The following is a 24,603-nucleotide window of genomic DNA, read 5'->3' as shown; positions in this document are numbered from 1 at the left end:
GTATGACAGAAAGAGATAAAAGACCCCAAGTACAGTCAACGGTAAAAGATGAAAATCTCATCGCCATTCGTCGAGAACAAATGATAGAGGGAGCCATTAAATTATTTAAAGAAAAAGGTTTTCATCGTGCTACCACGAGAGAAATCGCAAAAGCTGCAGGCTTTAGTATCGGAACATTATATGAATATATTCGTACTAAGGAAGATGTCCTTTACCTTGTATGTGATAGTATTTATCACCATGCGATGGAGCGACTTTCAAGTTATGAGATTAAGGCAGGAACTATAGAAGAGTTAAAGGAAATGATTCGAGAGTATTTCTTGCAAATTGATAGTATGGTTGATGAGCTGACAATCATGTATCAGGAAACTAAATCATTATCAAAAGAAGCACAACGTTATGTATTTAGTAAAGAGTTTGAAATGGTAGGTACTTTTGAGCGATTACTACAACGCTGTGTGCAGTCAGGTGAAATAACGATGACGGATCAACAAATTCACTTGGCGGCAAATAACTTAGTCGTTTCTGGACAAAGCTGGGCATTCCGTAAATGGGCGCTCCATCGTCAGCACTCTATTGACGAATTTATTGAAATGCAAATAACATTGTTTATTTCGGGCATAAAGGGGTTCTAATAAGTTCCGTAAAGGGGTTGTCGGTAATTGCATAGAGCGACATTGCAATTACCGGCTTTTTTATGAGGCTCATCACCAAAGTTGGGGATGATATTTGTTAAAAATGTATGTCATGTAAATTAGTTGATTGAAGTGGAGACTGGGCGACTCCTTGGGGATCAGCGTCACAGATGAGACCCTGGAGCGAGCGGTGCGAGTGAAGCGGCTCATCGGACGCCCCCAGGAAAGCGCCCAGTCGGAACGGAAATCAACCACACTTTATGATGATGAGTCGATAAAGAACATTAAGGGGAGAAAGTGGGGATTTCATATGACAAAGGTAGAAGTATATCGTCCAAAAAATCACGTACGTTTTGTAACAGCATCGAGTCTTTTTGATGGACATGATGCTTCGGTTAACATTATGCGACGTATTTTACAATCAAGCGGTGTAGAGGTAATCCATTTAGGACATAACCGCTCCGTGGAAGAAGTCGTAAATGCTGCGATTCAAGAGGATGCTCAAGGTATTGCGGTATCTTCTTATCAAGGCGGGCATATGGAATACTTTAAATATATGTATGATTTGCTGCGTGAAAAAGGGGCGCCACATATTAAAATTTATGGTGGTGGCGGTGGTGTTATTTTACCACGTGAAATTAAAGAGCTACATGCTTACGGGATTGCAGGGATTTTCTCACCAGAGGATGGGCGTGTTTTAGGTTTACAAGGGATGATTAATGAGAAAATTAAAGGAACTGATTTCCCGACTGCTATAGGTAGCTATCAAGAAAAGCTGGATGCTCTATCCACAGAAACACCTGAAATTTTAGCAAATTTATTAACTGCTGCTGAGTCAAATGATGATGAAGAAACGAAAAAGATGTTAGCGGAAGCTCGCAAACGCTCAAAAGGGACGCCTATATTGGGCATTACTGGAACAGGTGGTGCGGGTAAATCTTCCTTAACAGATGAATTAATTCGCCGCTTCTTGAAGGAGTTTCCGGATAAACGCGTAGCTATTCTTTCTGTCGATCCGACAAAGCAAAAGACAGGTGGGGCTTTACTTGGTGACCGAATTCGTATGAATGCGATTTTCAATAATCGCGTATATATGCGTAGTTTAGCAACCCGTGGATCTCGTACAGAACTTACTGCTTCCATTGGGGATGTGCTAGATGTAACGCGTGTAGCGGGTTATGATTTAATCATTGTAGAAACAAGTGGTATTGGTCAGGGTGATGCGGAAATTACAAAATACACTGATCTATCCATGTATGTGATGACAAGTGAGTTTGGTGCTCCAACTCAGCTTGAAAAAATTGACATGATCGATTTTGCGGATGTAATCGCTATCAATAAATTTGAACGCAAAGGTTCTGAGGATGCATTACGTCAAGTGCAGAAGCAATATCAACGTTCACGAGAGCTTTGGGATGAATCGATTGATACTATGCCTGTGTACGGTACGATTGCCAGTCAATTTAATGATAAAGGAACGAATGCTTTATTTGCTGCATTAGTCAATATCATTAATACGAAGACAGGTAGTAATTGGGAAACAGGCTATGAGCAATTTGCGAAAACTCAAAAGCAAGATGTTATCATTCCAAACGAACGTCGTTATTATTTACGAGAACTGACAGATACTGTGCGTGGCTATCATAAAAAATCAGAGCAACAGGTGGAATTTGCTCGTCGTCTATACCAATTAGAGGGAGCTATTGAAGCGGTTAAGGAAAAAGCGCCAAATGATGCACTTATCGCATCTCTCACTTCTTTAGCGGAAGGTGTTAGAGATGAATTAACAGCTGAGTCTAAACGAATATTAGACAATTGGCATGCTTTAAAAGAAGCGTATGCAGGAGACGAATTTGTCACGAAAGTTCGTGATAAAGAAATTCGAACAATTTTAAAGACAGTAAGCCTTTCTGGTATAAAAATACCTAAAGTTGCTTTACCGAAATTCGTAGATTATGGTGAAATTTTACGCTGGGTTTATAGAGAAAATGTACCTGGTGAATTCCCTTATACGGCGGGGGTATTCCAATTTAAACGTGAAGGTGAAGATCCGAAGCGACAATTTGCTGGTGAAGGCACGCCTGAGCGTACGAATAAACGATTCCATTATTTATCGAAGGATGATGATGCAAAACGATTATCAACAGCATTTGATTCGGTAACACTTTATGGTGAGGATCCTGATTACCGACCAGATATTTATGGGAAAGTTGGAGAATCGGGTGTATCTATTTGTACGCTAGAGGATATGAAAAAGCTTTATGCAGGTTTTGATTTATGTGCACCATCAACTTCAGTATCAATGACAATTAACGGTCCGGCACCGGTTATTTTGGCGATGTTCATGAATACGGCTATTGATCAGCAAGTGAAACTACGTGAGGAAGAACTTGGTCGACCTTTAACAGTTGAAGAATTTACGGAGACACGTGAGAAGACATTACAGGTTGTACGTGGAACCGTGCAAGCAGATATTTTAAAAGAAGACCAAGGGCAAAATACATGTATTTTCTCAACAGAGTTTGCGTTACGAATGATGGGAGATATTCAGCAATACTTTATCGATCATAAAGTTCGTAATTATTACTCAGTATCTATTTCTGGTTACCATATTGCTGAAGCTGGTGCGAACCCAATATCACAATTGGCCTTCACATTAGCAAATGGCTTTACGTATGTGGAATATTATTTAAGCCGAGGAATGAATATTGACGACTTTGCGCCAAATCTATCATTCTTCTTCTCTAACGGACTTGATCCAGAGTACACAGTTATTGGACGTGTAGCCCGTCGCATTTGGGCAGTTGTCATGCGTGATAAGTACGGCGCCAATGAACGAGCACAAAAATTAAAATATCATATCCAAACATCTGGACGCAGTTTGCATGCACAGGAGATTGATTTTAATGATATCCGCACTACTTTACAGGCGTTAATGGCATTACAGGATAACTGTAATTCATTGCATACAAATGCATATGATGAGGCCATTACAACGCCTACGGAAGAATCTGTACGTCGTGCAATGGCTATTCAAATGATTATTACGAAGGAACATGGTTTAGCGAAAAACGAAAATCCATTACAAGGAGCGTTTATCGTAGAAGAGTTAACAGACCTTGTAGAAGAAGCGGTACTAGAAGAGTTTGATCGTATCAATGATCGTGGTGGCGTGCTAGGTGCAATGGAAACACAATATCAACGTGGTAAAATTCAAGAGGAATCCATGCACTACGAGATGCTAAAGCATTCAGGTGAGTTACCAATCATTGGTGTGAACACATACTTAAATCCGAGCCCACCTTCAGAAGATGAAATTAACAATATGGAAATTGCGCGTGCCTCGACGGAAGAAAAAGAGACGCAAATTCATAATTTACATGCCTTCTGGAAGCAACATGAAGGTGAGAACGAAGCGGCCCTTGCCCGTTTACAACAAGTAGCTGTAAACAACGGTAATATTTTCGCGGAGCTTATGGAAACCGTAAAAGTCGCTAGCTTAGGGCAGATCACAAATGCTTTATATGAGGTTGGCGGACAATATCGTCGTAATATGTAATTCGTAGTATTTTGTTTGTGCAAAATGTTTGTGAAGTTTTAAGTGTCTAGTCTTAGGATTAGGCACTTCTTTTTATTTCCGTTATAATAAGAAATGTAAAAAAAAGGGGAGGCGCAGTAGAATGATGAAATCAACAATTAACTACATCATTATTTTGGCTTTGGTGGTAGGAGTTATTTTCCTGTATGATAAGCAATTTGGCGCTGTTCCTTTACTTATATTATCTTTCTATTTGTTTTACTTAGGGATAAAAAAAATGCGTGATATAAAAAACAGTAATTGAAGCTAGCAAAGAGGATAAAACTTTGTATATAATGGGTATTATGCTTATGATATGGAAAGTTACTTTTGTGCGGCCTTTTTTGCTGCGCTCCGACAATAAAGCTATATAAATTTTAAAACGTCCAATGTGATGAGGGAAAGGAAGTGCACGAATGAATTTTCGTGAAATGACAAAAGAACAATTAACGGAAGAGTCGTTAATTAACTTAGCGTATGCAATTTTAAATGAAAAACGTGCCTCAGTGTCTTTTAATGACTTATTAACAATTATTCAAGAGCTTGTAGGCTATAGTGATGAAGAAATGAAAGCTCGCCTACTACAATTTTACACAGATTTAAATGTAGATGGCCGCTTCTTATTTAATCAGGAAACTGGCTGGGGCTTACGTGAATGGTATAAAGTTGAACAGATTGAAGAAGAAACAGCTCCTTCTGTTAAAACTCATAAGAAAAAATCTAAAGCTGCCGTTGAAGAAGATGATTTAGATGAAGATATAGAGGAAGAAGATATTGACTTCGATGAAGATTATGAAGAATTCGTTGAAGAAGATGATGATCTAGATGAAGAAGAAGAAGATAAAGAAGATATCGATTTTGATGAAGAAGATATAGAGGAAATCGATGAAGAAATCGACGAGGACTTTACTGATGAAGATGAAGAGGAATTTGAAGAAGAGGACGAAATCTAACTTATTTCAGCAAACAACCGCTGAAATAAGCCGATTCCGGATGCAATTATGCTGAGGCATAATTGATGATAATTACTCTTTGAAATTTTCTTTCTTTTATCCGTGTAGTAAAAAATCTTGACTTCTATCGCGGTTCCGTTTAATCTTTTACTTGGGCTCCTTAATTAAAGGAGAAAGACCGTGTATGTAATACGCTTCCCCTGCAAACCTATGCAGGAGGAGCGTTTTTTTATTTTTTTAACTATATTCAGTCAAGTTCTCCCATGTTTATAGCTACGGAATGAATATAAATGCTCTAAATTATTCATGATGTATATTAATCGGTGACTGAGTATATGTTAGGATGGATTTTTTAAAAGGAAAGTAGAAAAGAGATAGAAACGATTACAGCTTCGAATCGACTACAATTTTGTAGGCATTCTCGGCTTTTCTTATTTTAGGGATAAGAAATATCAATTTCTTAGGCCGTAGAGACATTTGCATTAATGCTCAAGATTACTTAGCTTAGGACGTGAATGCACTTTTCTTACTAGTAATTTCTAGAACAACAAAAGGAGGAATTTTTTCATGACGAAGTATATTTTTGTAACAGGTGGGGTTGTTTCTTCACTTGGAAAAGGGATTGTAGCAGCATCTCTAGGTCGTTTATTAAAAAATCGCGGATTAGAAGTAACGATTCAAAAATTTGACCCATATATCAATATTGACCCAGGTACAATGAGTCCTTATCAACATGGTGAGGTTTTCGTAACAGATGATGGCGCAGAAGCTGACTTAGACTTAGGTCACTACGAACGTTTCATTGATATTAACCTAGGAAAACATTCTACAGTAACATCAGGACGTGTTTATCAATCTGTATTACAAAAAGAACGCCGCGGTGAATACAACGGTGGAACAGTACAAGTAATTCCTCACATTACAAATGAGATCAAAGATCGTATTCAACGAGCTGGTCGCGAAACTAATGCAGACGTAGTTATTACAGAAGTAGGCGGAACAGTTGGAGATATTGAGTCATTGCCATTCCTTGAAGCAATTCGTCAAATGAAAACGAATTTAGGTCATAACAATGTGATGTATGTTCACTGTACGCTTATTCCTTATATTAAAGCTGCAGGTGAGCTAAAAACAAAACCAACTCAGCATTCTGTAAAAGAATTACGTTCTTTAGGTATTCAACCAAATATTATCGTTGTACGCACAGAGCAAGAAGTGCCTCAGGATATGAAAGAAAAATTAGCTTTATTCTGTGATGTTCAGCCACACGAAATTATTGAATCTCGCGATGCAGAACATTTATATGAAGTACCACTAAACCTTCATGCACAAGATATTGATGATATCGTGCTTGACCATTTTGGCATTGAAGCACCAGAGGCAGATATGGAAGAATGGCGCGAGCTTGTAGCAAAAGTGAAGAGCTTACCAAATAAACGAAAAGTAGCATTAGTAGGTAAATATGTAGAACTACAAGATGCTTACATTTCTGTTGTAGAGGCATTAAAGCATGCAGGCTATGCATTTAATTCTGATATTGAGATTGATTGGATCAATGCAGAACATGTGGATGCTGACAATGTTGTTTCATTATTAAAAGGTGCTGATGCAATTTTAGTTCCAGGTGGCTTCGGTGATCGTGGAGTTGAAGGTAAAATTTTAGCGACGCAATATGCTCGTGAAAATAATGTACCATTCTTAGGTATTTGCCTAGGTATGCAACTTGCAACAGTAGAATTTGCTCGTAACGTACTTGGTTTACAAGGAGCGCATTCTACAGAGCTTGATCCAAAAACGCAATATCCTATTATCGATTTCCTACCAGATCAAAACGACAGTGTAGACATCGGTGGTACATTACGTTTAGGTTTATATCCATGTAAGTTAAAAGAAGGCTCAAAGGCAATCCAAGCTTATGGTCAAGAACTTGTTTATGAACGTCACCGCCATCGTTATGAATTTAACAATGAATATCGTGAAGCGATGGAAGCTGAAGGTCTTGTCTTCTCAGGTACAAGCCCTGACGGTAAATTAGTGGAAATTATCGAGTTACCAGAAAATAATTTCTTCGTAGCATGTCAATTCCACCCTGAATTGGTATCACGTCCAAACCGTCCACAGCCATTGTTCCGTGATTTTATCGGATCAACATTCAAATAATGAAAAAAGAGTTGTCTCAAGTGCTGAGACAACTCTTTTTTTTCTTCATAATCTGCGCTTGACAGCGGCAGCGTCAATTATGCAAAGGCGAAAATGATGGAATTATTACAACTCTTCGTCATCAAGGCCAAGCATTTCATCATACGCAATTTTTACTGCTTCATAAACAAAAAGGGCAGCAATAGCATGTGGCACGACTATGCGCTTGCCTAAATCGTTTGGTAATAAACCACCGCGCATGCGTGTTGAAATATACGTATACGCTAAATCTGCTAGTGGGTTTTCGGAATTAACAACTTCGCTAGCAACTGCTGCAAATGGAATAAACTGATTATTTAATTGCAGTGCTAAGGCTAATGCATCCTCATCGTGTGCACTACGTGTAAAAATGCATACACGATCAGCTTCCGTAATCACTGTATCTTTTGTCCAAGGGACTAACTTCGTAAAACGTTCCACAGCTTGGCATGCATTTAATTCGACAACTTGCATTTCGCCAAAACATGCGAAATAGACATTGCCTTCACCAATACCCGCTTGTGCAAGTAATCGCGCTGTTTCTTCAATAGCTTCCTCTTCATTTTGTGTTATTCTTTGTAATAATCCACTTAATTGTGTTGTTAGAATTTTTGACATGATCCCACCTCAATCAATATTATAGGTATGAAAAGAGCATAAAGCAAAAGCAGATAATTTATAATACTAGAAGGTATTAAGAGGTTAAAGGAGAATAATACATAATATAGGAAGTTTTTCTGTAAGAATAATAACTCAAAAAGGGCGGAATGAATGTGAAACGATTACTAATTGTCGATGATCAACCAGGAATTCGTTTACTTTTAAATGAAGTGTTGAAAAAGGAAGGTTATGTTACATATTTAGCTGCAAATGGTATGGAAGCACTGAAATATGCTGAGGAGGAAATGGATTGTGTCCTATTAGACATGAAAATTCCAGGGATGGATGGCATAGAAATTTTAAAGCGCTTAAAAGAGAAGTGGCCACAACTCCCAGTATTCATGATGACTGCATATGGTGAATTGGACGTTGTACAGGAGGCATTAGATTTAGGAGCAATTCGATATTTTACTAAGCCTTTTGATATTTTTGAAGTGCGAGATGAAGTTAATAAAACATTAAAAGTTTAGATGAACAGGCAGTGGTCAACACCGCCTGTTTTTTATGGTTATTATTCGATTTGAAGTAATGTTCTATCGTTTCATATTCATTTTGCTTCCGAAATATAAGGCTCATCATAACGTGAGGTTTAATTTCCGCTCCTACTCGGCGCTTTGTTGTTGTTGTTGTTGTTGTTGTCGCTACGCTTTCGCACAGTGCAAAGCTTCCTTGGGGCGTCCGATGAGCTGCAGTTTTGAGATTTATCGAGAACTTTTGATTGTTTATCACCCAACTTTATCGATTTATCACCCAACTTTCGAAAAATATCGACATCTACCTTCATGCAACACTATCTGACCGCACTGATAATTTGCGCCGCTTATGACATAAGCATATTTTTTTACGCAAAATTTAACATCAAAAAAGCACAAGAAATCAACGTTTCTAAATTGATTTCTCGCGCTTTTTAAGGTTTTGACGAGTTTTGTCCCAGCAACTAGAACCTTCGTTTCGTTTCACTGTACTGCGGTTTGACGCTGTCGCTCGCTTTCGTGTAGAAAATAACAGCCCCTGCTTTTCAGGGGCTAAACCTTCGTTCCGTTGCACTCCATTGCGGTTGGCACTGTCGCTCCGTTGCACTTCGCTTTCGTGCAGAAAACAAAGTAACCTGAAATGCTTTTCAGGTTACTTTGTTTTTGCTATGATTGAATAGCATATCTATGTAAAAGAATAGTCCTAAGAGGAGGATTTTTAGTATGGCATTAGTATCTATGAAAGAGATGTTAATTAAAGCAAAAGCAGAAGGTTATGCGGTTGGTCAGTTCAACATCAACAACCTTGAGTGGACTCAAGCAATTTTACAAGCAGCACAAGAAGAAAAATCTCCAGTTATTCTAGGCGTTTCTGAAGGCGCAGGTAAATATATGGGCGGATTCATCTCCGTTGTACACATGGTAAAAGGTTTGATGGAATCTTATGGCACTACAGTACCTGTAGCTATTCATCTTGACCATGGTTCAAGCTTTGAAAAATGTAAAGAAGCAATTGATGCAGGATTTACTTCGGTTATGATTGATGCATCTCATCATCCATTCGAGGAAAATGTTGCGACTACTTCAAAAGTAGTTGAGTACGCTCATGCGAAAGGTGTTTCTGTTGAAGCGGAGCTTGGCACAGTAGGCGGTGACGAGGATGGCGTTATCGGTGGTATTATGTACGCTGATCCAGAGGAATGCCGTAAAATGGTTGAGTTAACAGATATCGATTGCTTAGCGCCAGCACTAGGCTCTGTACATGGTCCTTACAAAGGAGAACCAAATTTAGGTTTTAAAGAAATGGAAGAAATCTCTAAATTAGCAGATTTACCATTAGTATTACATGGTGGTACAGGAATTCCAACAAAAGATATCCAACGCTCAATTTCATTAGGTACAGCAAAAATTAACGTCAATACTGAAAATCAAATTGCTGCTACTAAAGTAATCCGTGAAGTTCTTGATAAAGATAAAGTTGTTTATGACCCTCGTAAATTCCTTGCTCCAGCACGTGAAGCGATTAAAACAACAGTTATCGGGAAAATCCGTGAATTTGGTAGTGCGCAAAAAGCATAATTTTTGTATCTAAAAGTACAAAAGATCAGATGAATACACAAAATAAGAGAAGTGTTGATGCTGTTATCGACCTTCTCTTGTTTTTGAAATGATAAATTTTTGGCGAAAATTTAAATATGGGGTTCATCACCAAAAGTTGGGGATGGCATTTGTGTTAAAACGAATGTAATGTATAATAGTTGATTTCCGATTCAACTGAACGGCCCTAGTAAAGCGCCCAATCGGAACGAAAATCAACCCAGTTATGGTAATGAACCAAACAGTGATCAGGAGGGAATATAATGAAATTTTTCATTGATACAGCAAACTTTGAAGAGATTAAAGAAGCACACGCATGGGGTATTTTATCAGGTGTTACGACAAACCCATCGTTAGTTGCTAAAGAAGAGAACGTTTCTTTCCATGATCGACTTCGTGAAATCACAGAGCTTGTAGATGGCTCAGTGAGTGGGGAAGTAATTGCTCTAGATGCGGAAGGTATGATTAAAGAAGGCTTAGAATTGGCTGAAATTGCTCCAAATATTACAGTTAAACTGCCAATGACTCCAGCTGGCTTAGAGGCGTGTCGCTTCTTTGCAGACAAAGGTATTAAAACGAACGTAACATTAATCTTTAGTGCCAACCAAGCATTAATGGCTGCTCGTGCAGGTGCTACATATGTATCACCATTTATCGGTCGTCTAGATGATATGGGGCAAAACGGTGTAGAACTAATTGAAACGATTGCAGATATTTTCACAATCCATAATATCGATACGCAAATTATCGCTGCATCTATTCGTCATCCACAGCACGTAACAGCGGCAGCACTTGCTGGTGCACATATTGCAACTACTCCTTTTAAAGTATTAAAGCAACTTTTCCATCATCCATTAACGGAAAAAGGAATTGAAGGATTTTTAACGGATTGGAATAAGAGAAAAGGCAAATAATAAGATTATATAGTGAGCCAATTGCAGAAAAATTACTTTCCAATCATGAGGGAGAACGCGAAATGGATGTTTATAAAATTACAGGCGAAAATCGTCTAAAGGGTACAATAAAAGTTAGTGGTGCAAAAAATAGTGCAGTCGCCTTAATTCCAGCATCAATTTTGGCGAACTCTCCAGTGACAATTGGAGGGATACCAGAAATTTCTGATGCATGGACGTTAAAGGCATTATTAGAGGAAATCGGTGGAGAAGTGTCATTTGAGGATGGCATAATGACCATAGATCCGACAGAAATGATTGCATTGCCATTACCAAACGGCAACGTGAAAAAGCTTCGTGCCTCCTATTACTTAATGGGAGCAATGCTAGGCCGCTTTAAAAAAGCTGTGATTGGTTTACCAGGAGGCTGTTTCTTAGGGCCGCGTCCTATTGACCAACATATAAAAGGCTTTGAGGCATTAGGTGCGAAAATCACTAATGAGCATGGAGCAATTTATTTACGTGCTGATGAATTAATTGGCGCAAAAATATATTTAGACGTTGCCAGTGTTGGTGCAACAATTAATATTATGTTAGCTGCAGTCCTTGCGAAGGGACGTACGGTTATTGAAAATGCAGCAAAAGAACCGGAAATTATTGATGTAGCTACTCTTCTCACTAACATGGGAGCTAATATTAAAGGTGCAGGTACAAGTGTTATCCGTATTGAAGGTGTAGAGGAACTTCATGGTACGGAGCATACGATTATTCCAGATCGTATTGAAGCTGCTACATTTATGATTATGGCTGCCGCTTTAGGTGAAGGCATTACAATTGATAATGTTATTCCATTGCATTTAGAGGCGATTATTGCAAAGCTTCGTGAAATGGGTGTGAAAATTGAAATCGGTGAAGAAAGTATTTTTGTGCCAAAAACGGATCTCTCCACATTGCAAGCCGTTGATGTGAAAACATTAGTGTATCCTGGATTCCCAACTGATATTCAGCAACCACTTTCTGTTTTAATGTCTCAAGCATTTGGTTCCTCAAAGATAACAGATACAATCTATACAGCTCGATTTAAGCATATTGATGAACTTCGTCGTTTGAATTCCAATGCACGCGTTGAAGGCAATACAGCTATTATTACAGGGCCTAGTAAATTACATGGTTCAACTGTAACTGCTACCGATCTTCGTGCTGGTGCCGCATTAGTATTAGCAGGCCTGTTAGCTGAAGGTGAAACGGAAATTCATGATATCTATCATATTGAGCGTGGTTATAGCTCACTTATTGAGAAATTACGTGATTTAGGCGCTGATATTCGACGTGAAACAATAATGGCCCGCGTAGCAGAGGCAAAGGAATAATGAGAGCTAAAAGTTTTGAACTAACTATGTTACAATAGAGGTAATTTGAATGTTTCGGCGATTAAAAATGCCGATAACGGGAGGCAAATAAAACAATGGAACGTAGTTTATCGATGGAAGTAGTACGAGTAACAGAGGCAGCAGCAATCGCATCCGGGAAATGGATGGGTCGCGGTTTGAAAATTGAGGCAGATGATGCAGCGACGACAGCGATGCGTGTAATGTTCGATACAATTCCAATGCATGCTACAGTGGTGATTGGTGAAGGCGAAATGGATGAAGCACCAATGCTTTATATTGGTGAAGAGCTTGGCCTACGTAATGGAGGTCCTCAAGTAGATATCGCAGTTGACCCATTAGAAGGTACAAATATTGTAGCGAAGGGTACAAATGGTGCAATGACAGTTCTTGCTATTGCAGATAAAGGTAATCTGTTAAACGCACCTGATATGTACATGGAAAAAATTGCAGTAGGACCAGAGGCAGCAGGTAAGGTAGATATTAACGCTTCTGTTACGTATAATTTATTACAGGTAGCAAAAGCTAAAAATAAAGATATTTCAGACGTAGTAGCTACACTTTTAGATCGACCACGTCACCAAGCAATTGTTGATGAAATCCGAGAAGCTGGGGCACGTATTAAATTTATTCAAGACGGCGACGTTGGAGCAGCTATCAATACTGCTTTTGATGAAACTGGCATTGATATTATGTTTGGTACAGGTGGTGCACCAGAGGGTGTAATTTCAGCTGTTGCATTAAAATGTCTAGGTGGAGACTTCCAAGCGAAGCTAGTCCCAGAAGATGAGGAACAGTTAGAACGTTGCAAAAAAATGGGTGTAGATGTAGAGAAAGTTCTTTATTTAGATGACCTAGTTAAAGGTGACGATGCTATTTTTGCAGCGACTGCTGTAACAGATTGTGAGCTTTTAAAAGGTGTGCAGTATAAAGGAGCCTATGCATTAACACATTCAGTTGTTATGCGAGCTAAATCTGGAACTGTGCGTTTTGTAGAAGGTCGTCACGCTCTTGATAAAAAACCTAGCTATTAATAAAAATTTCTTCTAAAATATACCTAGTGCATCTTTTTGCGCTAGGTACCTTCTTCTAAATTTTCAACCATCCCATAGTTTTATAAGGCTATATTATGCTTCATTGTTTTGCATAGTTAATTCAAGTACCTATCGCTCTGATTCAAGCTGACAGGTACGAATAGACTACAGAGCCTATCGTAAAAAAAACTTCTTTGTTAACCCCAAAAACAGCAATTATATTTTGAAAAAGACTGGAGTTGTGCATATGTCTGCATTGACAATCGCTCAATTAGAAAACATGACGTTAAAAGAGCTTTACGCCCTTGCACGCCAATACAAAATTTCATATTATAGCAAGCTAACGAAAAAAGAATTAATATTTGCTATTTTGAAAACACGTTCGGAGCAAGAGGGCTATTTCTTTATGGAAGGTGTACTAGAAATTGTTTCGCAAGAGGGCTTTGGCTTCCTTCGACCAATTAACTATTCTCCAAGTAAAGAAGATATTTATATTTCTGCGTCTCAAATTCGTCGCTTTGACTTACGAAATGGGGACAAGGTATCTGGTAAAGTACGTCCACCTAAAGAAAACGAACGCTATTATGGACTACTACAGGTAGATGCTGTTAACGGCGAAGACCCAGAAGTAGCAAAGGAACGTGTGCATTTTCCTGCATTAACGCCTTTATATCCTGATCGCCAAATTAAGCTTGAAACAACACAACGTAATTTATCGACTCGTATTATGGATTTAGTGGCACCTGTAGGCTTTGGGCAACGTGGATTGATCGTTGCACCACCAAAGGCAGGGAAAACTTCATTATTAAAAGAAATCGCGAATGCTATTACAACAAATTATCCGGATGCAGAGTTAATTGTCTTACTTATTGACGAACGCCCTGAGGAAGTAACTGATATCGAACGTTCTGTGAATGCAGATGTAGTGAGCTCGACTTTCGATGAGGTTCCAGAAAATCATGTGAAAGTTGCAGAAATTGTATTAGAACGTGCACGACGCTTAGTTGAGCATAAGCGTGATGTTATTATTTTAATGGACTCTATTACACGTTTAGCTCGAGCGTATAACTTAGTTATTCCTCCGAGCGGTCGTACGCTTTCAGGCGGTATTGATCCTGCTGCCTTCCATAGACCAAAACGATTCTTCGGTTCTGCACGTAATATTGAAGAAGGCGGTAGCTTAACAATTTTAGCAACAGCTTTAGTGGATACAGGATCTCGCATGGATGAGGTCATTTATGAAGAATTTAAAGGAACAGGTAATTTAGAGCTTCACCTTGATCGCCAATTAGCAGAGCGTCGTATTTTCCCTGCGCTTGATATCCGCCGTTCAGGTACACGTAAGGAAGAGCTTCTGCTTGAGCCTGAGCAACTTGAAAAGCTATGGGCAATTCGTAAAACATTCTCGGACGCACCTGATTTCGCGGAGCGCTTCATGAAAAAATTACGTACGACAAATTCAAATGAAGAATTCTTTGAAAAGTTAAATGAAGATATGAAAAAAGCTACTAAAGGTAAGGGCTTACTATAAACATGAATCACCGTTGACTAGCAATAGTCGATGGTGATTTTTTTGATGTTCTATTTGTTAGTTTGAAATTATAAGAAATCTATTCCCAGTCGGAACAGAAATGACCACACATTAAAGTGCTGAGCTGATTATAATCATAATAATTTAATCTATTATTTCATAAATTTGTATTGTATAATTTTGTTACAATATACAGGGGATTATGCTCAGTAATGGGATTTTATGAAAAAATGAAGGGAGTAAAAAGTGGAGAAGTATTATTTTGTATAAACTGTGGTAATTACTCTACAAAAAAATCTGAGGAAAATGAACCGAAATAAATCCTCAGCATCATCAAGAAATAGCCCCTCGATAAATCCCCAGCTACTACAGTTCTACTAATTATGAACGTAAAAGAAATAGGTCTTTTCGTATGATTGTTGATTTAGATACGAAAAAGACAAAATTATAATGAGGTGTGTTTATGAAAGACTGTATAACATGTGGTCATTCACAGGAAGAAGGAAAATTCTGTGGGAAATGTGGGACTCCATTTGAAAATGCTGCACGTGAACAAGCAGCAACAATGGATAGCATGAGTGATGATGATCAGACTGTTCAGGGAACTACGCAAAATAATGAGCAAATGGAATTAATTAAAAAGAATTCTAAGTTATACTTTAATTATTTTTTAGAACAATTAAAAATGCCATCCGCAAATTTTAATGTAGAAGCTACTTGGAAAAATAGTCTTGCTAGTATGATTATCTATGTTGTATTAACAGCAATATCAGTATACTTATTAACGAAAAATTTCTTTTCTGGAGGATTTGGTTTCTTCGAAAGCTTTAGTCCATCTTTTATTCAAGTATTCTTTTATATGTCATTATTAATATCTTTACTAATAGCAATAAGTGTCTTAGGTATATTCTTAACCTCAAAGCTATTTTCAGAAAGTCAAAGTTTTACAAATGTTATTAGTAAAATAGGAAACTATTATACACTACCTATAGCCTTTGCGGTTTTAAGTATTTTATTTGGGTTATTTAAATCATTTAAGTATTCAATAATGATGATATACGGTGGGGTTGCATTAGTTATTGGAATCATCCCTATTTTTGTCATTATTAAGTTGTTAAGTAATAAATCTAAAACTATTGATAGTTTTTATGGTTTTATTTTCTATTTAGTAGTAGCAGGTATTTTATCTAAAATTATTTTCTCTTTTATTATTGACTCTGCAATAGGGCGATATTTAAATTATTTGTTATAAAAAACTAATCATTAACTATTGTCAAATGTATATTTTATATGATAATATAGCAAAGTATGCAACGTGTACATATGTAGCCGACATATTCGGGCTATGTAAGGTACAGTTCGATAATACTCTGTTCCAGATGGTTCAGGGCGAGAGGAGAAAACGAATATGAAACAAGGAATTCATCCAGATTACAAAGAAGCAACAGTAACTTGCTCTTGCGGTAATTCTTTCAAAACTGGTTCAGTAAAAGAAAACATCGTTGTCGAGTTCTGCAACGAATGTCACCCATTCTATACTGGCCGTCAAAAATTCGCGTCTGCTGATGGTCGCGTGGATCGTTTCAACAAAAAATACGGTCTTAAAAACTAATGTTAGTTTAATACCTGCCAAGCATGTGCTTGGCAGGTATTTTTTTCAGTATAATCAATTATGCCTCGGCATAATTGCGTCCGATATCGGCTTTGTGCTTGCACAAAGAACTCCTTTCCGATTCCGTGACATCCGCCGGAGGCTTTAACTTCTTTCAGGGGGCATTTGGACACCTGTTGAAAAGTAGATTAAATCCGTATTCATCTCAACATCTAAAGAGGTGGGAGACTTCTGATGAAAGAAGTTAAGAAACCCTGATGCGAGTCTTTTCAGTATCCAGATCGACATGAAGAAAGGGAGAAGACAAAATGGCACAGCTATATTTTAAACACGGTGCAATGAATAGTGGTAAATCTATAGAAATTCTAAAAGTTGCGCATAACTATGAAGAACAACAAAAACCTGTAATGATGTTTACACCAGGCATAGATACGCGAGATGAAGTAGGCTTTATCTCAAGTCGAGTAGGCTTACGTCAACAAGCCATTCCTGTTAATGATGATACAAATATTTTTGAGCTAGTAAAAAACAATGCTGTAAAACCATATTGCGTACTTGTTGATGAAGTACAATTTCTAAAAAAAGAGCATGTTTTGCAGTTAGCCTATATCGTAGATGAGTTAGATATTCCAGTCATGGGCTTCGGTCTAAAAAACGATTTCCAAAATGAGTTATTTGAAGGCAGTCAGTACATGCTTACATATGCAGATAAAATTGAGGAAATGAAGACGATTTGCTGGTTCTGTCATAAAAAAGCGACAATGAATTTACGTGTTGATGAAAGTGGAAAGCCTGTTTATACAGGTGATCAAATTCAAATTGGAGGAAATGATTCCTACTATCCGGTTTGTCGAAAATGTCACACGCATCCGCCGCTATAATGCACAAAGATTCAGTTGATAGAACTAAGAAAAAGTAGCATACATGCGGAAATTTCCTTATACTAAGTAGTGGAAATGAAAAATGTTCAAAAAATATTCTTACGCGCTTAGCGTAATTCTAATTTAAAGTTTCTCTGCAATTACTAAAGAGCAAACTTCATAAAAACTTAATAGAGGTGAAATCCATGTTCGATCGATTACAAGCAGTGGAGGATCGTTACGAAAGGCTAACAGAGCTTTTGAGTGATCCAGATATTGTGAATGATAGTAAAAAACTACGTGAATATTCTAAAGAACAATCAGATATCCAGGAAACTGTAGATGCTTATCGTGAATATAAAAATGTAAAAGAGCAATTAGCTGAAACACGTGAAATGCTAGATAGTGAAAAAGATCCTGATATGCACGAGATGGTGAAAGAAGAATTCAATCTACTAAAAGAACAGCAAGAAGAGTTAGAAGAACGTTTACGCATTCTATTAATTCCGAAAGACCCTAATGATAATAAAAACGTTATTATGGAGATTCGTGGAGCAGCTGGTGGAGACGAGGCGAATATTTTCGCTGGTGATTTGTTCCGTATGTACTCTCGTTACGCAGAGACACAAGGCTGGAAAATTGACATAATGGAAGCGACGCCAAACGCAATGGGCGGCTATAAAGAAGTTATTGTTATGATTAACGGTCAAGGTGCATATTCAAAATTCAAATTTGAAAATGGTGCGCACCGTGTACAACGTGTACCTGCAACAGAATCTCAAGGCCGTATTCATACATCGACAGCGACAGTAGCTTGCTTACCTGAGGTTGAAGAAGTAGATGTTGAAATCCATGAAAAAGATATCCGAGTTGATACTTTTGCATCTTCTGGTGCCGGTGGTCAGTCGGTAAATACTACGATGTCAGCTGTCCGTATGACTCACTTACCGACAGGTGTTGTTGTTTCGATGCAGGATGAACGATCACAAATTAAAAACCGTGAAAAGGCAATGAAAATTCTACGTGCTCGTGTTGCTGATATGTATTTGCAAGAAGCACAAAAGGAAATCGATGCCACACGTAAATCAGCTGTAGGTTCAGGCGATCGCTCTGAGCGTATTCGCACATACAATTATCCACAAAACCGTGTAACAGACCACCGTATTGGTTTAACGATTCAAAAACTAGATCAAATCGTCGAAGGTAGACTAGGCGAAATTATTGATGCGCTCATTTTAGAGGAGCAAGCATCAAAGCTAGAGCGATTAAATGATGACCTATAATAGTGTAATGGAGGCCCTTCAATGGGCTTCTTCTTTTTTAGTGGATAATGATCGTGAGGAAACGGCAGCACGTATTGTCATGCAGCATATACTTGGCACTAGCTATTCAGAAGTAATGTTACACCTTCAAGATAAATTAACGGCTGAACAAAAAGAAAAATTTAAAGAACTCATCGAAGAGCATGTAAGTGGACGACCTGTACAGTATTGCCTCGGTAGTGAAGAATTTTATGGCCGTTCATTTATTGTCGATGAGTCAGTACTTATTCCAAGGCCCGAGACCGAAGAATTAGTGCTTGGAACAATTAATCGTATGAACAAAATATTTAATGATCAAGCAGTGAAGCTTGCAGACATCGGAACTGGTAGTGGTGCAATTGCTATTTCTATGAAGCTAGAATGTCCAGAGCTAACAGTCGTAGCTACTGATTTATCCGAAGCTGCTTTAACTACAGCACAAAGAAATGCACAAAGATTAGCAGCGGATATTGATTTTCGACTAGGGGATTTAACGAAACCTCTGGCAGGTGAGAAATTTGATATCGTGTTATCGAATCCACCGTATATTGCTTTTGATGAGGAGAAAGAGATGTCGAGTACCGTGCTAGAGCATGAACCGCATAGTGCTCTTTTTGCAGAAGAAGACGGACTTATTTTATATAGAAAGTTGGCTGAGCAGCTTCCGTCCCTTATGAATAAACCCGCGCTCATTGGTCTTGAAATCGGTTATACACAAGGAGAGCAGGTGGCTCAATTCTTTAAAAATAGTTTTCCGCAGGCTACAGTTTCGATAGAAAAAGATATAAATGGTAAGCCTCGAATGATTTTTTGTGAAATTCATGTATAAAGTATCTACTTCTTGCCAACAATGTTGAGCAAGGAGGGATTTTTATGTTAAACGAATACAAGATTATTAGATTACCTAAACGAAATATCATTCTAGCTTTTGCAAGATTAGTATTTATTGCGATTGCTTTACAATTATGTGTTTTATATATTCCAACATTAGTAGGTTTTGTGAAAGCGTCTATCAATCATGAGCAAGAAAATGATTTTCGTATACGCGTTATTGCCAATAGCAATACGAATCAGGATCAGCTTGAAAAAGAACAGCTTGTCAAAAATTTAAAGCCCTATTTTACACAAGTAGTAGCTAGTGCTGGAGCTAAAACTGTGGATAATGAGCAAATGCTTTTATTAAAACAAGAAATTGAAGCGGAAATAAAAGAAAATTATCCACAGCTGGATACACAAGTTGTACTTGGGGATAACTTATTTCCACCAAAGAGAAAGGACGCTGTACTTTATCCACAAAATTTGTATCATTCGATTGTCGTGAAAATCGGTGATGCACGTGGTGATAACTGGTGGTGTAGCGTATTCCCATCAATTTGTGAGCCTGATAAAGTAGAAGCGAAAGAAGAAGTAAAAGAAGAAGTGAAAGAAGAGAAGGAACACGTTACATTTTTTATATGGGAATGGATTAAAGGTCTTTTTGAATGAATTGTTCACGAATTCAGACAACTTATGCACAATTTTTCATAAGTTATAAACATTATGTGGATAATTCAGTAAAAACGAATAATTGAAGGAAGGTTTTAATTATGGAAACCGTTTGCAAGATTGTGGACAGTAATGTGAATAGTCGGACAAATTATACACAAGCTGTGGATATCTTAAATGCAGGTGAGGTCGTGGCATTTCCAACAGAAACGGTTTATGGCCTAGGAGCTGTTGCAACAAATGACACGGCAGTCAAAAAGATATTTGAAGCAAAAGGTCGTCCTTCTGACAATCCGCTAATTGTCCACATTGGCACGCAAGAGGAAGCTGAACTTTATATAGAGCATATTTCTGAAGTAGCCAAAAAATGCATGGATTTATTTTGGCCGGGTCCACTAACACTTGTAATGCCCGTTAAGCCAAATGTGCTGGCGGACAGTGTGACAGCTGGTCTATCGACTGTCGGCATTCGTATGCCGGATCATCCAGTTGCGCTTGCCTTACTTCAACAATTAAAAAAGCCACTTGCTGCGCCGAGTGCTAATCGTAGTGGAAAGCCAAGTCCTACAGAAGCAATACATGTTCAAGATGATTTGGGAGGGTACATACCTTATATTTTAGATGGAGGCTCTACTGGGATTGGACTTGAATCCACAGTGTTAGATGTTACACACGAACCTCCAGTAATTTTGCGTCCAGGCGGAATTACGAAGGAAATGTTAGAGGCTAAGATTGGTCAAGTACTGCAACCTTCAAAAATAGAGCAGAAATTAGAGGCTACTCCAAAAGCCCCTGGTATGAAATATACACACTATGCTCCTAACGCCCCTGTGCTATTAATCGATTGTGATTTGGAGAAAGTCCATGAGGCTGTACATCAATTACAAAAACAAGGGCATAGAGTAGCGTTACTTGCACCAGCTAGCTTTGCTGATAGCAAGGCTGATTTTTATTTCTCAGTAGGAGAGGCCGGTAGTAAAGAAGAAATGGGTGCAACATTGTATCATGCTCTAAGAGCTTGCGATAAAACAACAGCTACAATTATCCTGGCGACTACTACATCGACTGAAGGTGTAGGAGCTGCAATTATGAATCGTCTTGAGAAAGCAGCCGGAGGAAAATGGTATACTCGTTAATAAAATACCTATAAAAATAGTATGCTAGAAGTAACTTCTGGCATGCTATTTTTGTATTCAAGATAAAGGAAACGTTAACATCAACCCCGCTGATCATTAGTCTTCACCAATCGGGCTTTACGGGCAGTAAATTTCTCTGCATGTGTGAGGTGGGAGTCTTGTACCTGACGCTTCCCTTTCGGTACAGGTCAATTACTGCCCGTTAATGCGGGATAAAAATCTGCATAGACCTTGATCTATAGCTTTAAAAAGCCTAGCAAGTTTTTACTATAAATGAAGGTGATTGTTCATTGTTGGAGTGACTTTTAACACTTAGATGTAAGGAAAATGTATTATGATAATACTGTATTTCCGAGCATAAGATGATAAAATATTAGAGAGCGAAGGAGTGCTTTCTTGCAGGGGATTCTTGCAGGTATATTAACGTCTGTAGATGTGATTGGTTTATATGTATTAATACCAAATGTTAGATATCGATTTTTTTTATCAGTTTGGACAGCTGCTTTGCATATGCTTTTCCCGTTACTAGGTTTCGAATTAGGACACTTTTTAGTGCATTTCTTCTTAGAGTGGGGACAATGGATTTCAAGTATTTTATTATTTTGCATGGGCTTACATTTACTATTATTTTCGCGAAAAGATGAAAAGGTTACTATTTCACCAATACTTTTAGCTGTGACTGCAAGCCTAGATACCTTTTCAGTAAGTGTTTCTTTTGGTATGCTACACTTAGAGAAAACAGTATTTATTATAAGTGCAGGTGTAAGTGCGCTTATTTGCTCTTATGGGTCATTAGTCATTGCACGAAGAAGTCAGGTCTTACTTGGCAATAAATTTCAAATCATTACAGGGATTTTTTTTATCATTATGAGTGTACTAGCTATCCGGCAATAGAGAAAATAATGGAGGGTGATAAGTATGAAAATACTATTTGTTTGCACCGGAAATACTTGTCGCAGTCCCATGGCAGAGGTTATTTTCAAACATAAACAAACTGACAATGTTGAGGTCCGTTCAGCGGGCATTTATGCCATGCCAAATGCGGGGATGTCTGCACATGCACAACAAGTATTATATGAAGCAAATATGACGCATCAGCATTTAGCAACACAATTATCAATAACTGAAATGGAGTGGGCTGATTTAATTTTAACAATGACAACAGCTCACAAAGACACAATAATCGCTAATTATCCAAATGCACAACAAAAAGTCTTTACTTTAAAAGAGTATACAAGCGAAGGTAGCGTAGGAAATGTTGTAGATCCTTACGGTGGTAGTAAAGAAATATATATAGAAACATTTGCAGAATTAACAGAATTGGTAGAACGATTAGTAAAAAAAATTGAAGAGAATTGAGGGTCTCTATGAAAAAACAGTTTGGCTTACGACTTAAACTAGTATTATTTGTCGGTATTCTTGCACTAATCACATACAGTATTAGTTTTATATTTATCGAATATTTACAACCTACCTTCTTCCCAGAGACTAATCGTAAACTGTTTGAAATTTTCACTTATGTGTCAGGGATTGCGTGGTCAGGTATTTTGGCTGCAGTTTTCAGCGTAATCTTAATTAAACCTTTACAGAAGCTCGAAAATTCAGCTTCCCGTGTAGCAGAAGGGAAAATTGGCCAAGATGTAGAAATGCCGAAAACAAGTGATGAGATTCGTTCTGTTGCAGAGGCATTCCAACAAATGGTGTTGAATTTAAGAGGAATGGTGGAAAGTATAGATAATAACTTCCAGCAAACCAATCAATCCATTATCCAACTATCTGATGAAGCAGCTGTTGCAACAAAAAAAGCAGAGAATATTGCTTCTACAGTAAAGCATATTTCTTCTGGTGCAGAGACATCAGCAACGGCAGTCCAAGATACAGCTGAAGCAATTGAAGATGTACGAGCTCTCGCGACAGAAGTTAATAGTAGAGCAGAGGCATCAGCAACGCAATCTAAAGAGATTTTACATAATTTAACGACAACAACAACAGCGATCGAAACATTAGTGAATAGTATTCAGCAAATCGCGGCTGGCAATACTGAGGCATTAGAAAGCATTCATCTATTAGAGGAAAATGCTGGACAGGTAGAGCGCATCATTAGCTTAGTTGGTGATATTGCAGCACAAACAAATTTACTAGCTTTAAACGCTTCAATCGAAGCAGCGCGTGCTGGTGAACATGGCAAAGGTTTTGCCGTTGTAGCTGAAGAAGTTCGTAGTTTAGCGGATGAAAGTGCGAAGGCGGTACAGGGCATTACTTCCCTTATTCAATCCATGCAACAAAACGTTGAAATTGTTGTAAAACAAATGAACCAACAGGTGACATTTGCGACAAAAGAAGCCGCACGTGTATCAGAAACAACAACAGCAGTTGAAGGGATGTCTTCAAGTGTACATGAAATGGCGACAGCGATTGTAGAAATTTCTACACTTATTGAGCAGCAAATGCATAATATTGAAACAACTGCTCGTCAATCTCAAGAGGTTGCAGCCATTGCTCAAGAAACGTCAGCAGGTGCACAAGAAGTTCGCAGTGCAGCAGAAGAACAAGCATACGCAATTGAACAAATAGGAAAACTAGCAGAAGGTTTAAAGAAACAATCAGAAGAGCTGCATAAAATGATTCAACAATTTGATAGACAAGCATAAATGGTGAAGATTTTAGACTGTAGATAAACTCGAATGAGGTTCGAGTTTGCTACAGTTTTTTTTTATGTTGTATGAGGTTGTTTATGGTGCCCCCAGAGGTGATAGTGGCTGATAGATGAGGCAAAGCGACGGATCGAATTCGAAGCGACGGAAAGAAGAGCAGTAACGACGGATGGAACAGGCGAAGAGACGGAAAGAAGAGCAGGAGTGACGGATAGAACTCGAAGCGAAGGAAAGAAGAGCGGCAACGACGGAAAGAACTGCCGAAGCGACGGATGAAGCGACCAAAACGACGGAAAGAAGAGTCGAAGTGACGGATAGAATTTGAAGCGACGGAAAGAAGAGCAGCAACGACGGAAAGAACTGCCGAAGCGACGGATGAAGCGATCAGAACGACGGAAAGAAGAGCCGAAACGACGGATGAAGCGACCAAAACGACGGAAAGAAGAGTCGAAGTGACGGATAGAACTCGAAGCGACGGAAAGAAGAGCGGCAACGACGGAAAGAACTGCCGAAGCGACGGATGAAGCGACCAGGACGATGGAAAGAAGAGCAGGAGTGACGGATAGAATTCGAAGCGACGGAAAGAAGAGCGGCAACGACGGAAAGAACTGCCGAAGCGACGGATGAAGTGATCAGA

23 protein-coding genes are annotated in these 24,603 nt (G+C 38.4%); 21 read left to right on the top strand and 2 right to left on the bottom strand.

The genetic code is table 11. The annotated features are described in order from the left end of the window. The first annotated feature begins 2 nt into the window (after positions 1–2). The 5 genes from ACQKOG_RS13920 (at position 3) to ACQKOG_RS13900 (ending at position 7,325) form a co-directional block, all read left to right on the top strand. A complete protein-coding gene (locus ACQKOG_RS13920) occupies positions 3–635 on the top strand; it encodes a TetR/AcrR family transcriptional regulator (RefSeq protein ID WP_323654254.1) in 633 nt (210 codons plus the stop codon). A gap of 310 nt (positions 636–945) precedes the next feature. Continuing rightward, positions 946–4,194, top strand: coding sequence for a fused isobutyryl-CoA mutase/GTPase IcmF (gene icmF / locus ACQKOG_RS13915; RefSeq protein ID WP_427447049.1), 3,249 nt, complete (start codon positions 946–948; stop codon positions 4,192–4,194). A gap of 121 nt (positions 4,195–4,315) precedes the next feature. Continuing rightward, on the top strand, positions 4,316–4,477 hold the full coding sequence (locus ACQKOG_RS13910; RefSeq protein WP_370083040.1) for a hypothetical protein: 162 nt from the start codon (positions 4,316–4,318) through the stop codon (positions 4,475–4,477). A 151-nt stretch (positions 4,478–4,628) separates the two neighbouring features. Then, positions 4,629–5,165 (top strand): DNA-directed RNA polymerase subunit delta, encoded by a 537-nt coding sequence (gene rpoE / locus ACQKOG_RS13905; RefSeq protein WP_370083038.1) that lies wholly within the window; start codon positions 4,629–4,631, stop codon positions 5,163–5,165. 567 nt (positions 5,166–5,732) lie between these two features. Beyond that, the gene (locus ACQKOG_RS13900; RefSeq protein ID WP_370083036.1) at positions 5,733–7,325 is read left to right on the top strand and encodes a CTP synthase; all 1,593 of its coding nucleotides are present in this window, start codon (positions 5,733–5,735) and stop codon (positions 7,323–7,325) included. A 105-nt stretch (positions 7,326–7,430) separates the two neighbouring features. On the opposite strand, the gene ACQKOG_RS13895 is transcribed toward ACQKOG_RS13900, so the two are convergent. Then, on the bottom strand, positions 7,431–7,961 hold the full coding sequence (locus ACQKOG_RS13895; RefSeq protein ID WP_370083034.1) for a DUF2529 family protein: 531 nt from the start codon (positions 7,959–7,961) through the stop codon (positions 7,431–7,433). 155 nt (positions 7,962–8,116) lie between these two features. Here ACQKOG_RS13895 and ACQKOG_RS13890 point away from each other — a divergent pair, with 155 nt between their 5' ends. The 16 genes from ACQKOG_RS13890 to ACQKOG_RS13815 all read left to right on the top strand — a co-directional run bounded on the left by ACQKOG_RS13890 (position 8,117) and on the right by ACQKOG_RS13815 (position 23,963). Next, positions 8,117–8,473, top strand: coding sequence for a response regulator (locus ACQKOG_RS13890; RefSeq protein WP_132360320.1), 357 nt, complete (start codon positions 8,117–8,119; stop codon positions 8,471–8,473). A 726-nt stretch (positions 8,474–9,199) separates the two neighbouring features. Continuing rightward, the gene (locus ACQKOG_RS13885) at positions 9,200–10,054 is read left to right on the top strand and encodes a class II fructose-bisphosphate aldolase (RefSeq protein WP_370083032.1); all 855 of its coding nucleotides are present in this window, start codon (positions 9,200–9,202) and stop codon (positions 10,052–10,054) included. Positions 10,055–10,335: 281 nt separating this feature from the next. After that, a complete protein-coding gene (fsa, locus tag ACQKOG_RS13880) occupies positions 10,336–10,986 on the top strand; it encodes a fructose-6-phosphate aldolase (protein ID WP_370083030.1) in 651 nt (216 codons plus the stop codon). A 62-nt stretch (positions 10,987–11,048) separates the two neighbouring features. After that, entirely contained in the window at positions 11,049–12,335 is a 1,287-nt protein-coding gene (locus ACQKOG_RS13875; protein ID WP_370083028.1) for a UDP-N-acetylglucosamine 1-carboxyvinyltransferase, read from the top strand. 95 nt (positions 12,336–12,430) lie between these two features. Then, entirely contained in the window at positions 12,431–13,387 is a 957-nt protein-coding gene (gene glpX, locus ACQKOG_RS13870; protein ID WP_370083026.1) for a class II fructose-bisphosphatase, read from the top strand. 247 nt (positions 13,388–13,634) lie between these two features. Beyond that, positions 13,635–14,918, top strand: a complete 1,284-nt coding sequence (gene rho / locus ACQKOG_RS13865) for a transcription termination factor Rho (RefSeq protein ID WP_370083024.1) — start codon at positions 13,635–13,637, stop codon at positions 14,916–14,918. A gap of 463 nt (positions 14,919–15,381) precedes the next feature. Then, on the top strand, positions 15,382–16,170 hold the full coding sequence (locus tag ACQKOG_RS13860) for a hypothetical protein (protein WP_370083022.1): 789 nt from the start codon (positions 15,382–15,384) through the stop codon (positions 16,168–16,170). 156 nt (positions 16,171–16,326) lie between these two features. Next, positions 16,327–16,530, top strand: a complete 204-nt coding sequence (gene rpmE / locus ACQKOG_RS13855) for a 50S ribosomal protein L31 (RefSeq protein WP_100543414.1) — start codon at positions 16,327–16,329, stop codon at positions 16,528–16,530. Between the two features lie 308 nt (positions 16,531–16,838). Next, positions 16,839–17,411 (top strand): thymidine kinase, encoded by a 573-nt coding sequence (locus ACQKOG_RS13850; protein WP_249075164.1) that lies wholly within the window; start codon positions 16,839–16,841, stop codon positions 17,409–17,411. A gap of 185 nt (positions 17,412–17,596) precedes the next feature. Then, positions 17,597–18,673, top strand: a complete 1,077-nt coding sequence (gene prfA / locus ACQKOG_RS13845) for a peptide chain release factor 1 (RefSeq protein WP_370083019.1) — start codon at positions 17,597–17,599, stop codon at positions 18,671–18,673. Next, positions 18,660–19,520, top strand: a complete 861-nt coding sequence (gene prmC, locus ACQKOG_RS13840; RefSeq protein ID WP_427447042.1) for a peptide chain release factor N(5)-glutamine methyltransferase — start codon at positions 18,660–18,662, stop codon at positions 19,518–19,520. The genes prfA and prmC overlap by 14 nt, the downstream gene beginning before the upstream one ends. Before the next feature lie 44 nt (positions 19,521–19,564). After that, positions 19,565–20,176: a stage II sporulation protein R gene (locus ACQKOG_RS13835; RefSeq protein ID WP_427447040.1), complete on the top strand. Its 612-nt coding sequence runs from the start codon at positions 19,565–19,567 to the stop codon at positions 20,174–20,176. A 101-nt stretch (positions 20,177–20,277) separates the two neighbouring features. After that, the gene (locus tag ACQKOG_RS13830) at positions 20,278–21,312 is read left to right on the top strand and encodes an L-threonylcarbamoyladenylate synthase (RefSeq protein ID WP_370083013.1); all 1,035 of its coding nucleotides are present in this window, start codon (positions 20,278–20,280) and stop codon (positions 21,310–21,312) included. A 396-nt stretch (positions 21,313–21,708) separates the two neighbouring features. Then, complete coding sequence (locus ACQKOG_RS13825; RefSeq protein WP_370083011.1) at positions 21,709–22,206, top strand: manganese efflux pump MntP family protein; 498 nt, start codon at positions 21,709–21,711, stop codon at positions 22,204–22,206. 24 nt (positions 22,207–22,230) lie between these two features. Then, entirely contained in the window at positions 22,231–22,671 is a 441-nt protein-coding gene (locus ACQKOG_RS13820) for a low molecular weight protein arginine phosphatase (RefSeq protein WP_427447037.1), read from the top strand. A gap of 8 nt (positions 22,672–22,679) precedes the next feature. Next, positions 22,680–23,963 (top strand): methyl-accepting chemotaxis protein, encoded by a 1,284-nt coding sequence (locus ACQKOG_RS13815; protein WP_370083007.1) that lies wholly within the window; start codon positions 22,680–22,682, stop codon positions 23,961–23,963. A gap of 49 nt (positions 23,964–24,012) precedes the next feature. On the opposite strand, the gene ACQKOG_RS13810 is transcribed toward ACQKOG_RS13815, so the two are convergent. Next, positions 24,013–24,603 (bottom strand): hypothetical protein (locus ACQKOG_RS13810; protein ID WP_427447035.1); only part of this gene is annotated, 591 nt, incomplete at its 5' end.

The sequence above is a fragment of the Lysinibacillus sp. NPDC093216 genome (assembly GCF_050280325.1).
GTDB lineage: Bacteria > Bacillota > Bacilli > Bacillales_A > Planococcaceae > Lysinibacillus.
This window is presented reverse-complemented; position numbering and strand designations above follow the sequence as displayed.